The sequence below is a fragment of the Pseudomonas sp. LBUM1643 genome (assembly GCF_059716215.1).
The window spans coordinates 1,164,193-1,177,672 of the sequence record NZ_CP166813.1 but is presented as its reverse complement, the minus strand read 5'-3'; the positions used below and the strand labels follow the sequence as shown (position 1 = coordinate 1,177,672).

General features: G+C 58.1%; 16 protein-coding genes. All 16 read right to left on the bottom strand.

The window, feature by feature from the left end; genetic code table 11:
• Nucleotides 1-32: 32 nt before the first annotated feature.
• Nucleotides 33-1,184, bottom strand: coding sequence for an outer membrane protein assembly factor BamB (gene bamB, locus ACA063_RS05195; protein ID WP_497665028.1), 1,152 nt, complete (start codon nt 1,182-1,184; stop codon nt 33-35).
• Nucleotides 1,177-1,818, bottom strand: a complete 642-nt coding sequence (locus ACA063_RS05190; protein WP_162438255.1) for a tetratricopeptide repeat protein — start codon at nt 1,816-1,818, stop codon at nt 1,177-1,179. The genes bamB and ACA063_RS05190 overlap by 8 nt, the downstream gene beginning before the upstream one ends.
• A 40-nt stretch (nt 1,819-1,858) precedes the next feature.
• Nucleotides 1,859-3,148: a histidine--tRNA ligase gene (hisS, locus tag ACA063_RS05185; RefSeq protein ID WP_497665027.1), complete on the bottom strand. Its 1,290-nt coding sequence runs from the start codon at nt 3,146-3,148 to the stop codon at nt 1,859-1,861.
• 37 nt (nt 3,149-3,185) lie between these two features.
• On the bottom strand, nt 3,186-4,295 hold the full coding sequence (gene ispG / locus ACA063_RS05180) for a flavodoxin-dependent (E)-4-hydroxy-3-methylbut-2-enyl-diphosphate synthase (RefSeq protein WP_162438253.1): 1,110 nt from the start codon (nt 4,293-4,295) through the stop codon (nt 3,186-3,188).
• A 3-nt stretch (nt 4,296-4,298) separates the two neighbouring features.
• Entirely contained in the window at nt 4,299-5,312 is a 1,014-nt protein-coding gene (locus ACA063_RS05175; RefSeq protein WP_497665026.1) for a RodZ domain-containing protein, read from the bottom strand.
• Nucleotides 5,312-6,070 (bottom strand): type IV pilus biogenesis/stability protein PilW, encoded by a 759-nt coding sequence (gene pilW, locus ACA063_RS05170; protein WP_497665025.1) that lies wholly within the window; start codon nt 6,068-6,070, stop codon nt 5,312-5,314. Before pilW ends, ACA063_RS05175 begins: the two co-directional genes overlap by 1 nt.
• Before the next feature lie 16 nt (nt 6,071-6,086).
• Nucleotides 6,087-7,229 carry a dual-specificity RNA methyltransferase RlmN gene (rlmN, locus tag ACA063_RS05165; protein WP_162438250.1) on the bottom strand — a complete coding sequence of 381 codons (1,143 nt, stop codon included), beginning with the start codon at nt 7,227-7,229 and terminating at the stop codon, nt 6,087-6,089.
• Nucleotides 7,230-7,257: 28 nt separating this feature from the next.
• Complete coding sequence (ndk, locus tag ACA063_RS05160) at nt 7,258-7,683, bottom strand: nucleoside-diphosphate kinase (RefSeq protein WP_007916882.1); 426 nt, start codon at nt 7,681-7,683, stop codon at nt 7,258-7,260.
• An 88-nt stretch (nt 7,684-7,771) separates the two neighbouring features.
• A complete protein-coding gene (gene iscX / locus ACA063_RS05155; RefSeq protein WP_162438249.1) occupies nt 7,772-7,972 on the bottom strand; it encodes a Fe-S cluster assembly protein IscX in 201 nt (66 codons plus the stop codon).
• Nucleotides 7,973-7,986: 14 nt separating this feature from the next.
• The gene (gene fdx, locus ACA063_RS05150; RefSeq protein ID WP_010452763.1) at nt 7,987-8,328 is read right to left on the bottom strand and encodes an ISC system 2Fe-2S type ferredoxin; all 342 of its coding nucleotides are present in this window, start codon (nt 8,326-8,328) and stop codon (nt 7,987-7,989) included.
• The gene (gene hscA, locus ACA063_RS05145) at nt 8,328-10,193 is read right to left on the bottom strand and encodes a Fe-S protein assembly chaperone HscA (RefSeq protein WP_497665024.1); all 1,866 of its coding nucleotides are present in this window, start codon (nt 10,191-10,193) and stop codon (nt 8,328-8,330) included. Before hscA ends, fdx begins: the two co-directional genes overlap by 1 nt.
• Before the next feature lie 51 nt (nt 10,194-10,244).
• Entirely contained in the window at nt 10,245-10,766 is a 522-nt protein-coding gene (gene hscB / locus ACA063_RS05140) for a co-chaperone HscB (RefSeq protein WP_497665023.1), read from the bottom strand.
• 8 nt (nt 10,767-10,774) lie between these two features.
• Nucleotides 10,775-11,098: an iron-sulfur cluster assembly protein IscA gene (gene iscA, locus ACA063_RS05135; RefSeq protein ID WP_028620147.1), complete on the bottom strand. Its 324-nt coding sequence runs from the start codon at nt 11,096-11,098 to the stop codon at nt 10,775-10,777.
• Nucleotides 11,099-11,126: 28 nt separating this feature from the next.
• Nucleotides 11,127-11,513: a Fe-S cluster assembly scaffold IscU gene (gene iscU, locus ACA063_RS05130; RefSeq protein WP_003185157.1), complete on the bottom strand. Its 387-nt coding sequence runs from the start codon at nt 11,511-11,513 to the stop codon at nt 11,127-11,129.
• Nucleotides 11,514-11,597: 84 nt separating this feature from the next.
• The gene (locus ACA063_RS05125) at nt 11,598-12,812 is read right to left on the bottom strand and encodes an IscS subfamily cysteine desulfurase (RefSeq protein ID WP_162438247.1); all 1,215 of its coding nucleotides are present in this window, start codon (nt 12,810-12,812) and stop codon (nt 11,598-11,600) included.
• A gap of 50 nt (nt 12,813-12,862) precedes the next feature.
• Nucleotides 12,863-13,354: a Fe-S cluster assembly transcriptional regulator IscR gene (gene iscR, locus ACA063_RS05120; protein ID WP_007903581.1), complete on the bottom strand. Its 492-nt coding sequence runs from the start codon at nt 13,352-13,354 to the stop codon at nt 12,863-12,865.
• Nucleotides 13,355-13,480 lie beyond the last annotated feature (126 nt).

Here is a 13,480-nt window from a genome sequence, read left to right as displayed (position 1 = left end):
CCTGGGGGTTAAACCCCAAGCATAGTCAAACATTACTTGATGGTCAGGGCTTCCAGTTTGCCGCTGTTGCCATACAGATAAATCGTGTCACCCACCACCAGCGGACGGGCACGCAGGCCGTCGCTGTCGATGCGCTCGCGGCCGACGAAACGACCGTCAACCTGACTCAGCAGGTGCAGGTAGCCTTCCATATCACCGACTGCAACGTAGCTGGAGAACACTTCAGGAGCCGACAGCTGACGGCGCGCCAGCGAATCGTTGCTCCACAAAGCAGTGGTGGAACGCTCATCGACGCCTTCAACGGTGCCCGAAGACAGGCTCACGTAGACGCTACCGAAACCCTGAGCGACGCCGGCATAGCTGGAAGCATCACGTTGCCAGAGCTGACGACCACTTTCCAGGTCCAGTGCCGCGACGCGACCCTGGTAGCTGGCAACGTAAAGCGTACCGCCGGACAGCAGCAAGCCGCCGTCGATATCGACTACACGCTCCAACTCCGAACGACCTTGTGGAATCGCTACCCGTTGTTCCCAAACCGGCACGCCGTTGGAGATATCGAGAGCAACCACTTTACCGGTCGACAGGCCAGCCACCGCAAAGCGGTTGGTGACGATAGGAGCACTGGTGCCGCGCAGCGTCAGGACTGCTGGAGTGCTGTCATACAACCAGCGCTGGTTGCCGGTGGAGGCATCCAGACCGATCAGACGATCATCCTGGGTTTGAACCACAACCACGTCGCCGTTGTTGGCCGGCGGAGCGAGGACTTCACTGGACACGCGAGCGCGCCATTTCTCTTCACCGCTGCTGGCGTCGAGGGCAACGATTTCGCCCTTGAGCGTACCGATCATGACCAGACCGTAACCCACACCAACGGCGCCGGACACAGGCACTTCGAGATCTTTTTTCCATTTGACGTCGCCGTTGCTGCGATCCATCGACATCACCACACCGGTGACGTCGGCGGCATAGATGGTATCGCCCTCGATCGCCGGAACCAGCATGTTGTACGTCTCGCCCTGACCGTCACCGATCGAACGACTCCACTGCTTTTGCAGAACCACTTCTTCTTTGAAGTCGGTCAACTCGGCCGGTGGCAATTCCTTTTTGCTGTTGCTGCTGCAACCCGCGGCCAAAATGGCCAGAGCCAGCAATGCTGCATGTTTCCAACGAATCACGTCACGCATCCCCTTTGGCCAGGTCGTCCAGCTTGATTTGTAAGCCACCGACCGCCGCTTCATCCGACAGTGCCGCCTTGGCTTTTTGATACGCCGCGTTTGCTTCGTCGGTACGACCCAGCTGCACCAGCAGGTCGCCCTTGAGTTCTTCGCGAGTGGCCAGGAATGCAGTATCGGCATCACCTTCGAGCAGTTTCAGCGCTTCATCGGCCTTGTTCTGCGCGGCCAGTACCTGAGCCAGTCGCTGACGGGCAATTTCGCCCAACGCCGGGTTCGCCGGCTTGTCGGCAATGGCTTTCAGCTCGCTGGCTGCGTCATCCAGCTTGCCGCTGTCGACTGCTACTTTCGCCACAAACAGACTGCCGTACTGTGCATAGGCGCTGCCGCCGTACTCGCTGTTGAGCTTGCCGGCCAGGTCCGAAACACGTGCCGCATCAGGCTTGCCATCAGGCGTCAGCGTGGTTTCAAGCAATTGCTGATAGAGAATCGAGGCGCCTTGCGACTGATTGCTCTGATACTTTTGAAAGGCCTGCCAGCCGAACACGATGACCAGCGCCAACAGGCCGCCAGTGACCAGGGGCTTGCCGTTGCGTGTCCACCAGTCCTTAAAATCCGCCAGCTGTTCGTCTTCGCTATTCGACACCCCAATACTCCTTAATCGCTAAATCGGCTGTTTGACAGCTTCAACCCTGCACGATGCAGGTGGCCAGGTGTGCAGCAAGCGCATCCCAGGCAATGCTTTGTTGTTCGCCCTGGCCACGCAGGGGTTTGAAACCTACCACTTGCTGGGCCATTTCGTCGTCACCGAGGATCAGCGCATACAATGCACCGCTCTTGTCGGCCTTCTTGAACTGGCTTTTGAAGCTGCCGGCGCCGGCATTTACTTGCAGGCGCAGGTTGGGTAATTGATCACGAACACGTTCACTCAAGGCCAACCCGGCAAGCTCGGCGGCTTCCCCGAAGGCACAGAGGTAAACGTCAACCTGGCGGGAGATCTCTTCCGGGATCTGTTCCAGGGTTTCCAGCAGCAACACCAGGCGCTCGATGCCCATGGCGAAACCGACACCCGGCGTTGGCTTGCCGCCCATCTGTTCCACCAGACCGTCGTAGCGACCACCGGCACAAACGGTGCCCTGAGCGCCCAACTTGTCGGTGACCCATTCGAAAACAGTCTTGCTGTAGTAATCCAGCCCGCGAACCAGCTTCGGGTTGATGACATAAGGAATGCCGGCAGTGTCCAGGCGAGCCTTGAGACCCTCGAAGTGCACGCGGGACTCTTCGTCCAGGTAGTCGGCCATTTTCGGCGCGTCGACCAGTACCGCTTGAGTGTCAGCGTTTTTGGTGTCCAGAACCCGCAGAGGGTTGGTCTTCAGGCGACGATGGCTGTCTTCGTCCAGCTTGTCCAGACGAGCCGACAGGAATTCGACCAGGGCTTCGCGATAACGACCACGAGACTCGGCGGTGCCCAGGCTGTTGAGTTCAAGCTTGACCGCATCACGGATACCCAGCTCGCCCCACAGGCGCCAGGTCAACACGATCAGTTCGGCATCGATGTCCGGACCATCCAGGTTGAAGACCTCGCAACCAATCTGGTGGAACTGACGATAACGGCCTTTTTGTGGACGTTCGTGGCGGAACATCGGACCGATGTACCAGAGTTTCTGCACCTGGCCACCGCCGGTGATGCCGTGCTCGAGCACCGCACGCACGCAGGCCGCTGTGCCTTCAGGGCGCAGGGTCAGGGAATCGCCATTGCGATCGTCGAAGGTGTACATCTCTTTTTCGACGATGTCGGTCACTTCACCGATGGAGCGCTTGAACAGCTCGGTGAACTCGACGATCGGCATGCGGATCTGCTTGTAACCGTAGTTATCCAGCAGGCGCGAGACGGTGCCTTCGAAGTGACGCCACAGGGGGGTCTGCTCGGGCAGGATATCGTTCATGCCACGAATGGCTTGCAGAGACTTGCTCACTATAAATCCTTAAATTCGTTCGGCTCTTCAGTCGGGCTTAGCCGCGAGCGATTACAGCAGCGTCAGCTTCGACCTTCTCGGCCGCTTTCTGGCGGATCAAGCGTTCAAGCTCATCCACCAGATTATCATTCGTCAGTTTCTGCGCCGGCTTGCCGTCGATGTAGATCAGGTTTGGCGTGCCGCCGGTCAAGCCGATATGGGCTTCCTTGGCTTCGCCCGGTCCGTTTACCACGCAACCGATCACTGCAACATCCAGCGGCACCAGCAGATCTTCGAGGCGCCCTTCCAGTTCGTTCATGGTTTTGACCACATCGAAGTTCTGCCGCGAGCAGCTCGGGCAGGCGATGAAGTTGATGCCACGGGAACGCAGGTGCAAGGACTTGAGAATGTCGTAGCCGACCTTCACTTCCTCGACCGGGTCGGCCGCCAGCGAGATGCGGATAGTATCGCCAATCCCTTCGGCGAGCAGCATACCGAGGCCTACGGCGGATTTCACCGTGCCTGAACGCAAACCACCGGCTTCGGTGATCCCCAGGTGCAGTGGCTGGACGATTTCCTTGGCCAGCAAACGGTAGGCCGCGACGGCCATGAACACGTCGGAGGCTTTCACGCTGACCTTGAAGTCCTGGAAATTGAGGCGCTCAAGGTGCTCTACGTGGCGCAAGGCGGATTCGACGAGTGCAGCAGGTGTCGGCTCGCCATATTTCTTTTGCAGGTCTTTTTCCAGGGAGCCGGCATTCACGCCGATTCGAATCGGAATCCCGCGATCACGGGCGGCATCGACGACTGCGCGCACGCGGTCTTCGCGACCGATATTACCCGGGTTGATCCGCAGACAATCAACGCCCAGCTCGGCCACTCGCAATGCGATCTTGTAGTCGAAGTGGATGTCGGCAACCAGCGGAACCTTGACCAGTTTCTTGATCTTGCCGAAGGCTTCGGCGGCGTCCATATCGGGCACGGAAATCCGTACGATATCGACGCCAGCGGCTTCCAGGCGATTGATCTGGGCTACGGTGGCGGCCACATCATTGGTATCGCTGTTGGTCATGCTCTGCACAGCGATAGGCGCATCGCCGCCAACAGGCACGTTACCGACCCAGATCTTGCGAGATTCGCGACGTTTGATTGGAGATTCGCCGTGCATGACTTATTGACCCAACTTCAGGCGAGCAGTCTCGCCACTGGTGAACGGAGCGACATCAACCACCTGCCCGTTGTAGCTGACCTGTGCGCCACGGGCAAAGCCCAGACGCACGGCAAAGGGTGGTTTGCCGGTAACGGAAACGTTTTCGCCTTTACGCTTGAGACCACTTAACAGCACCTTGCCGGTGCCATCGGTCACTTGTGTCCAGCAGTCTGCGGTGAACTGCAGCGAAACCTGGCCTTGGCCGGCGGTCGGAGCAGCTGCTGCCGGGGCAGGAACAGTCGGCGCAACGGGCGCAGTCGCGACTGGAGCAGGCACAGCGGGAACGGCCGGGGCCGGGGTCGGGGTCGCTGGAGTGGCAGGCGTCGCAGGAACAGGCGCGGTATTTTGAGCAGGCGCCGCTGGTGTTGTCCCTGACGCAGTCACTTCAGGCTCAGCGGATGTACTGGTCTGCGGCAGCGTCAAAGGGGTTCCGGCTTCGGTCTGATTTTCCACGACGGCCTGATCTTCAGGCTCATCCAGCGGATGGATCTGAGTGGTGCCGTCGGCGCCTTCGACTTCAACGTGCTCCGGACTCAACGTGGTCAAGTCCTTGGCACGCTGTGAAGTTTGATCCTGCCACCAGACAAAACCACCACCGATTACGGCAACCAGCAACAACAGGCTGACAATTCGCAAGATAGTGTGAGAAACCCGAACCGGCTCTTCGATGCGTCCCAGGCTGTGGACATTACTGCCCTGGGAGTCGGTACCTGTGGATTGGTCGAACTGCTGAACGAGGACGGTCTGATCCATGCCCAGCAGTTTGGCGTATGCACGGATGTAGCCGCGAGCGAACGTATGCCCAGGCAGCTTATCGAAAGCACCGGCTTCAAGATTGCTCAGGGAGCTGACGGTGAGGTTGAGCTTGAGGGCCACTTCGGCCAGCGACCAGCCTTTGCTTTCGCGGGCCTGGCGCAAAGTCTCACCGGGATTAACGCGATTCGCTGCTACAACTTCGGGATGCGCCGCTTTCATCATTGCTCCGACAGGTATTGCTGATATTCCGGCGTACCGGGATAGAGTCGTTTTAGTTGCAGGCCATAACTGGCAGCCTTGTCGCGATCTTCAAACACTTTTGCCAGCCGAACGCCGAGCAATAGACTACGTGCATTTTGTTCGGCGAGCAGGCTAAAACGGTCGTAGTAGTCACGCGAGGGCACATAATGCCTGTCTTCGAACGACAACTCAGCCATTTCCAGCAATGCGCGTGGCTGCTGACGATTCAATCTCAGGGCTTTTTCCAGTTGCTGCTGAGCCAGATCACGTTCACCCAGCTTCGAAGCGGTCATTCCCAGGTTTTCAAACACCCGTGAGCGTTCGGGATACAGGGTGTCGGCAGCGGCTTGCTCGAAACGTTCGTAAGCCTCTTTATAGCGTTTCTCTTCGAAAAGAAAACTGCCGTAGTTGTTCAGGATCCGAGCATCCTTGGGGCGGGAAGACAGCGCCTTGCGAAAGTGCTCGTCGGCCAACTCCGGCTCCATCTCGGCCTGGAACACCAGCCCCAGCGCCGCGTTGGCGTCAGGGTCCGAGCTATCCAGGTCCAGCGCTTTCTTCAGCGGGACCTTGGCACGCTCGGTCATACCTTGCTGCAAGTACCCCAGACCCAGCTGCACGTAAGCAGCACGCGCTTCATCGCGGCCCTTGCTGGTCTTCATCGGATTGAAATCGCCCGACAGGACACAACCAGCACACAGGCTGGTCAACAGCACAAGCAGCGCAAAGCGCAGGAACATAGAGATCCTCTCTTAATTATTTCGCGGCGTTTGTTGCGATATCGTTTTCGGCGCTCAACTCGCGCACGGCGATATAACGTTCGCTGCGACGGGTGCGATCCAGCACCTGCCCTACCAATTGTCCACAGGCCGCGTCGATGTCTTCACCACGGGTGGTGCGTACGGTGACATTGAAGCCTGCATGATGAAGCTGATCCTGGAAACGGCGAATGGCATTGTTGCTCGGACGCTCGTAACCGGAATGCGGGAACGGGTTAAACGGAATCAGGTTGATCTTGCACGGGATATTCTTGAGCAACTCGATCATCTCGACCGCATGCTCGACCTTGTCATTGATGTCCTTGAGCAAGGTGTACTCGATGGTCAGCACGCGCTTTTCGCCCAGGGACGACATGTAGCGCTGGCACGACTCGAGCAGCATCTTAAGCGGATACTTCTTGTTGATCGGCACCAATTGATTACGCAATGCGTCATTGGGTGCGTGCAGGGACAACGCCAGGGAGACGTCGATGTGCTTGGACAGCTCATCGATCATCGGCACCACGCCCGAAGTGGACAGGGTCACGCGGCGCTTGGAGATCCCGTAGCCGAGGTCATCCATCATCAGATGCATGGCGGCGACGACGTTGTCGAAGTTCAGCAGCGGCTCACCCATGCCCATCATCACCACGTTGGTGATGGCACGGTCGGCGGTCGCCGGGATGCTGCCAAACGATTTATTGGCAATCCACACCTGGCCAATAACTTCGGCGGCGGTGAGGTTGCTGTTGAATCCTTGCTTGCCGGTGGAGCAGAAACTGCAATCCAGGGCACAGCCTGCCTGGGACGAAACGCACAGAGTGCCGCGTTTGCCCTGGGGAATGTAGACGGTCTCGACGCAGCTGCCGGACGCCACGCGCACCACCCACTTACGGGTGCCATCGGTGGAAATGTCCTCGCTGACCACTTCGGGACCACGAACTTCGGCAATGACCTTGAGCTTGTCGCGCAGGGCCTTGCTGACGTTCGTCATGGCGTCGAAATCATCGACGCCAAGGTGGTGAATCCATTTCATTACCTGACCGGCACGGAAACGCTTCTCCCCGATTGAGTCGAAGAATTTTTCCATTTCCAGCTGAGTCAGACCCAGCAGGTTGGTTTTAACAGTCGATGTAGTCATGGATTCACCTTCACTCTTAAGCCAATGCTTAGCGAGTGGTTACTTCAGTAGCTGCGAAGAAGTACGAGATTTCGCGAGCAGCAGCGGCTTCGGAGTCCGAACCGTGTACAGCGTTGGCATCGATGGAGTCAGCGAAGTCAGCGCGGATGGTGCCGGCAGCAGCTTCTTTAGGGTTGGTAGCGCCCATCAGCTCACGGTTCAGAGCGATAGCGTTTTCGCCTTCCAGAACCTGAACGACAACCGGACCGGAGATCATGAAAGCAACCAGGTCGCCGAAGAAACCACGAGCGCTGTGCTCAGCGTAGAAGCCTTCAGCTTCTGCTTTGGACAGTTGCTTCAGTTTCGAAGCTACAACGCGCAGGCCAGCTTTTTCAAAACGAGTGGTGATCTCGCCGATAACGTTTTTTGCAACAGCGTCAGGCTTGATGATGGAGAAAGTACGTTGAACAGCCATGGTGTAACTCCAGAAACGGTAATTTGTGAAAAATTAAACCCGCGAATTATACGCGGGTTCTTTGGTATTGCCTAACCTGCAGCGTGGCTCAGTCGCGTTCTTCGATCCAGTTGGCCTGAATGGCCTCGAGGACCTTTTCGCCACAATGCTCAGGCTTGTCGTCGAATTCGGGCAATTCCATTACCCATTTCCGCAAATCGACGAAGTTAACCGACATTGGGTCAACATCAGGCTTGCTTTCAGCCAGCTGGATGGCGATTTCCAGCACATCAGTCCACTTGAGACTCATGACAATTCCTTGAATCAGTGCGGCGCTTCGGCTGCATGGTTGAGCGAGTATTTCGGAATTTCAACGGTCAGGTCTTCAGTCCCGACGATCGCCTGACAGCCTAGACGCGATTGCGCTTCCAGACCCCAGGCCCGATCAAGAAAATCTTCTTCCAGCTCGTCCGCTTCTTCCAGCGAGTCAAAGCCTTCACGAATGATGCAGTGACAAGTAGTGCAAGCGCAGACGCCACCACAGGCGCTTTCCATCTCGATATGGTGTTCGTGGGCCAGCTCGAGAATGGAAGTCCCCGGCTCAGCCTCCACAACCATGCCATCCGGGCAAAACTTCTCGTGTGGCAGAAAAATGACCTGCGGCATCAGATATCCTCGATTTCATTCAGGTTGCGCCCCGACAGAGCGGCTTTCACCGTCAAATCCATACGGCGGGCAGCAAAAGCATCGGTCACTTGCGACAGACGCTTGGTCTGTTGCTCGATGGCATAACCATCAGACCCTTTCATCAATTCGGTCAGCTCCTGCATCTGCAGCTCGATGACCATGCGCTCTTCGGCATCAAGCAGACGCTCGCCATCGACATCAAGCGCAGCCTGCACCGCCTCGATCAGGCGCTGGGCATCGACTTGCTGCTCACGCAGGACACGGGCGACCTTGTCGTCGTTAGCGTGCTGGAACGAATCCTTGAGCATCTTGGCGATTTCGCCATCAGTCAGGCCATAGGACGGCTTGACCTGGATGCTGGCTTCTACGCCCGAACCCAGCTCACGAGCGGAAACGCTGAGCAAACCATCGGCATCGACCTGGAAGGTCACGCGAATTTTCGCCGCACCGGCCACCATCGCTGGAATACCGCGCAATTCGAAGCGTGCGAGGGAGCGGCAATCGCTGATGAGCTCGCGCTCACCCTGCAGTACGTGGATTGCCATGGCCGACTGGCCATCTTTGTACGTCGTGAAGTCCTGGGCACGGGCGACGGGGATGGTGGTGTTCCGCGGAATCACCTTCTCCATCAGGCCGCCCATGGTCTCCAGCCCCAAAGACAATGGAATCACATCAAGCAACAGCAGTTCGCCGCCATCGCGCTTGTTGCCCGCCAGCGTATCGGCCTGGATCGCGGCACCGATGGCCACCACTTGATCCGGATCGATTTCAGTCAGAGGTTCGCGACCAAAGGCTTCGGCCACCGCTTCACGAACACGAGGAACGCGAGTCGATCCACCCACCATGACCACGGCGTGCACTTCTTCGAGCTCGACACCCGAATCACGCACCGCACGACGACAGGCCTTCAGGCTGCGGGCAACCATTGGCTCGATCAGCGCATTGAACGCCTCACGGGTCAGTTCGGCTTTCCACTCGCCATAAGCGACTTCAACAGACGCCGCATGGGTCAGCGCTTCTTTCGCCGCACAGGCGGTTTGCAGCAGGTTGCGTTGCGCGCCCGGATCCAGGTCGGCCGACAAACCGGCACTCTCGATGATCCAGCCAGCAATTGCGTGATCGAAGTCATCGCCACCGAGGGCACTATCGCCACCGGTTGCCAGAACCTCAAACACGCCGCCCGTCAGGCGCAAAATCGAAATATCGAAGGTACCGCCGCCCAGGTCGTAAATCGCGACCAGGCCTTCAGCATGCTGATCCAGACCGTAAGCCACCGCAGCCGCCGTAGGCTCGTTGAGCAAGCGCAGCACGTTCAGACCGGCCAGTTTGGCCGCATCCTTGGTGGCTTGACGCTGGGCATCATCGAAATAGGCAGGAACAGTAATCACCGCGCCAACCAGCTCCCCACCCAATGCCTCTTCGGCGCGCTGACGCAGCACCTTGAGAATGTCGGCGGAGACTTCGACCGGGCTTTTCGGCCCCTGAATGGTGTCGATGAACGGCATGTGCGATTCGCCGCCGACAAAGCGGTACGGCAGTTGATCGCCCAGCTGCTTGACGTCGGACAGACCACGACCCATCAGGCGCTTGACCGACAGCACAGTGTTCAAGGGATCAGAAGCGGCAGCCAGCTTGGCGGACTCGCCGACCTCGATGCGATCGGCGTGGTAGCGCACGGCAGACGGCAGAATGACCTGCCCGTCAGCGTCAGCCAGAGGCTCGGAAAGTCCACTGCGCAATGCAGCGACCAGCGAATTGGTAGTGCCCAAGTCGATCCCCACAGCCAGACGACGCTGGTGCGGTTGAGGACTTTGGCCGGGTTCGGCGATCTGCAGTAGGGCCATCGTTATCAGGACTTATCTGTATATCAGGCGTGCGACCGGAGCGGCACTGGGTTAATCGTCGAGGCGCTCTTCTAACTGGCGCACTTCGTAGGTGAGCTTGTCGAGGAACTGCATGCGCCGCATCAGGCGTTCGGCCTGCTCACGTTGCGCTGCATCATCCCAACAGGCTGCGAAGCTATCGTTCAGCTCATCCTGGGCGGACTTCAGGCGACGCTTGAACACTGCAACACCCGCCACGTCGGCGCTGTCTTGCAGGTCTTCGAGCTCTTCACGCAGCTCCATTTGCTGCAGAAGAAAACCCGGATCATGCACCGTGACCTCCAGCGGCAGCTCGCGACCACCCATGGCGAGCAGGTATCGCGCGCGCTTTGGGGGACTTTTGAGCGTCTGGTAGGCCTCGTTGAGGCTCGCGGATTGCTCTAGCGCCAGCCGCTGCTCGCGCTCGGAAGCGTCTGCGAAGCGGTCCGGATGAACGCCGCGCGCCAACTCTCGGTAGCGCGTAGCCAACTGCTCGAGATCCAGACGGAAACTCGGCTGCAGTTCAAATAAAGCGAAATGACAAGGAGTACCCACGAGCAGCCTCAGATGTTGAAGCTTTCGCCGCAGCCACATTCACCGCGTACGTTGGGATTGTTGAACTTGAAGCCTTCGTTCAACCCTTCCTTGACGAAATCGAGTTCGGTGCCGTCCAGGTAGGACAGGCTCTTGGGGTCGATGATCACTTTCTCGCCGTGACTTTCGAACACCTGATCCTCTGCAACCACCTCGTCGACAAACTCCAGCACGTAGGCAAGGCCGGAACAGCCCGTGGTGCGAACACCCAGACGAATCCCCTCACCTTTGCCGCGCCCGTCAAGGGAGCGTCGCACGTGCCGAGCAGCCGCTTCTGTCATGCTGATAGCCATCGTTGACTCCTTACTCGTCGCCCAATGCTTAGATCAAGCCTTTCTTCTGCTTGTAGTCGCGAACAGCCGCTTTGATAGCGTCTTCGGCAAGTACGGAGCAGTGAATTTTTACTGGCGGCAGGGCCAGTTCTTCAGCCAGCTGAGTGTTCTTGATGGTCTCTGCTTCATCCAGAGTCTTGCCTTTCATCCACTCGGTCGCCAGGGAGCTGGAAGCGATTGCCGAACCGCAGCCATAGGTCTTGAACTTGGCGTCTTCGATGATGCCTTGCTCGTTGACCTTGATCTGCAGACGCATCACGTCACCGCACGCCGGTGCGCCGACCATGCCGGTGCCGACGTCTGGGTCTTGCGCGTCCATCTTGCCGACGTTGCGCGGGTTCTCGTAGTGGTCGATGACCTTTTCGCTGTAAGCCATGATTCTTAATCCTCACTCATCAGAGAGTCGCTCTTGAACCCTGCCATCCAGGGATGCGCAGGGCTGGTTTGCGGCGACTTGAAATCAGTGTGCCGCCCACTCGATTTTCGAAATGTCGACACCGTCTTTGTACATGTCCCACAGCGGCGACAAAGTGCGCAGCTTGGTGACGGCCTCGCAGACTTTCTGCGCGGCGTAATCGATTTCTTCTTCGGTGGTGAAACGGCCGAAGGTGAAGCGAATCGAGCTGTGTGCCAGTTCGTCGTTGCGGCCCAGGGCGCGCAGTACGTACGAAGGCTCAAGGGAAGCCGAGGTGCAGGCCGAACCGGACGAAACCGCCAGATCCTTGAGCGCCATGATCAGCGACTCGCCTTCAACGTAGTTGAAGCTCAGGTTCAGGTTGTGCGGTACGCGGGCGGTCATGCTGCCATTGATGTACAGCTCTTCCAGGCCTTCGACCTGTTTGAAGAAGCGGTCACTCAGGGCCTTGATGCGAATGTTTTCCGCAGCCATGTCTTCTTTGGCTACACGGAAGGCTTCACCCATGCCAACGATCTGGTGGGTCGCCAGTGTGCCGGAACGCATGCCGCGCTCATGACCGCCACCGTGCATGGTCGCTTCGATGCGAACTCGCGGCTTGCGGCTCACGTACAGCGCGCCGATACCTTTAGGACCGTAGGTCTTGTGGGCAGAAAACGACATCATGTCGACTTTCAGCTTCGACAGGTCGATATCGACCTTGCCAGTGGACTGAGCGGCGTCGACGTGAAACAGGATGCCTTTCGAGCGAGTCAGCTCGCCGATAGCGGCGATGTCGTTGACGGTGCCGATTTCGTTGTTCACGTGCATGATCGAAACCAGGATGGTGTCGTCACGCAGGGCAGCTTCAACCATCTCAGGCGTCACCAGGCCATCATCGCGAGGCTCAATGTAGGTGACTTCGAAACCTTCACGCTCCAGTTGGCGCATGGTGTCGAGGACAGCCTTGTGCTCAATCTTGGTGGTGATCAGGTGCTTGCCTTTGGTGGCGTAGAAATGGGCCGCACCCTTGATTGCCAGGTTGTCGGATTCGGTGGCACCGGAGGTCCAGACGATTTCACGCGGATCGGCGTTGACCAGGTCAGCGACCTGACGACGAGCGTTTTCGACGGACTCTTCGGCTTTCCAGCCAAACACGTGGGAACGGGACGCCGGGTTACCGAAGTTTCCGTCGACCAGCAGGCATTCACTCATTTTTTGCGCAACACGCGGATCAACCGGGGTAGTTGCAGAGTAATCAAGGTAAATCGGCAATTTCATGGACTATCTCCTAAATCAGGCTGGCTGGCGTGCCGCTAGCTCTTTGGCTGTCATTCGACGGCGGACGCTTCAATCTTGTCCAGGCGTGGCGCCTTGCTGTTGCAACGGCGCTGGTCCTGACGCTGGGCTACTTCTTGTACCTCACGGCGAGTGACAAGATCAGCCAAGCTGATACCGCTCAGAAATTCGTGAATCTGCAAGCTCAGATCGCACCACAAGTGGTGGGTCAAACAGGTGTCGCCTTGATGGCAATCACCCTGGCCCTGGCATTTGGTGGCATCGACCGATTCGTTTACTGCATCGATCACCTGGGCGACCTGGATGCCCTGCATGTCGCGGGACAGTTGGTAGCCGCCGCCCGGACCACGAACGCTGGAGACCAGATTGCTGCGACGCAACTTGGCGAAAAGCTGTTCAAGGTAGGACAGGGAGATGCCTTGGCGCTCGGAGATATCGGCCAGGGACACCGGCCCGTGCTGCGCGTGCAACGCCAGGTCGAGCATGGCGGTCACGGCGTATCGGCCTTTTGTAGTCAGTCTCATGGACAATTACCACGGAGTTCGGAATGGGGCGAGTATGCAATTCCCGAGTATTTAAGTCAACTATAAGACCTAGTACTTTAGTCAGGATTACCCGCAAAAGAGCGGCCGCATCATAGCAGGGTCTGC

Bases quoted from the DNA above. Each gene is read 5' to 3' on its own strand.
- bamB (WP_497665028.1), bottom strand. From the start codon at position 1,184: ATGCGTGACGTGATTCGTTGGAAACATGCAGCATTGCTGGCTCTGGCC.
- ispG (WP_162438253.1), bottom strand. From the start codon at position 4,295: ATGCACGGCGAATCTCCAATCAAACGTCGCGAATCTCGCAAGATCTGG.
- ACA063_RS05175 (WP_497665026.1), bottom strand. From the start codon at position 5,312: ATGAAAGCGGCGCATCCCGAAGTTGTAGCAGCGAATCGCGTTAATCCC.
- pilW (WP_497665025.1), bottom strand. From the start codon at position 6,070: ATGTTCCTGCGCTTTGCGCTGCTTGTGCTGTTGACCAGCCTGTGTGCT.
- rlmN (WP_162438250.1), bottom strand. From the start codon at position 7,229: ATGACTACATCGACTGTTAAAACCAACCTGCTGGGTCTGACTCAGCTG.
- ndk (WP_007916882.1), bottom strand. From the start codon at position 7,683: ATGGCTGTTCAACGTACTTTCTCCATCATCAAGCCTGACGCTGTTGCA.
- iscX (WP_162438249.1), bottom strand. From the start codon at position 7,972: ATGAGTCTCAAGTGGACTGATGTGCTGGAAATCGCCATCCAGCTGGCT.
- fdx (WP_010452763.1), bottom strand. From the start codon at position 8,328: ATGCCGCAGGTCATTTTTCTGCCACACGAGAAGTTTTGCCCGGATGGC.
- hscA (WP_497665024.1), bottom strand. From the start codon at position 10,193: ATGGCCCTACTGCAGATCGCCGAACCCGGCCAAAGTCCTCAACCGCAC.
- iscA (WP_028620147.1), bottom strand. From the start codon at position 11,098: ATGGCTATCAGCATGACAGAAGCGGCTGCTCGGCACGTGCGACGCTCC.
- iscU (WP_003185157.1), bottom strand. From the start codon at position 11,513: ATGGCTTACAGCGAAAAGGTCATCGACCACTACGAGAACCCGCGCAAC.
- ACA063_RS05125 (WP_162438247.1), bottom strand. From the start codon at position 12,812: ATGAAATTGCCGATTTACCTTGATTACTCTGCAACTACCCCGGTTGAT.
- iscR (WP_007903581.1), bottom strand. From the start codon at position 13,354: ATGAGACTGACTACAAAAGGCCGATACGCCGTGACCGCCATGCTCGAC.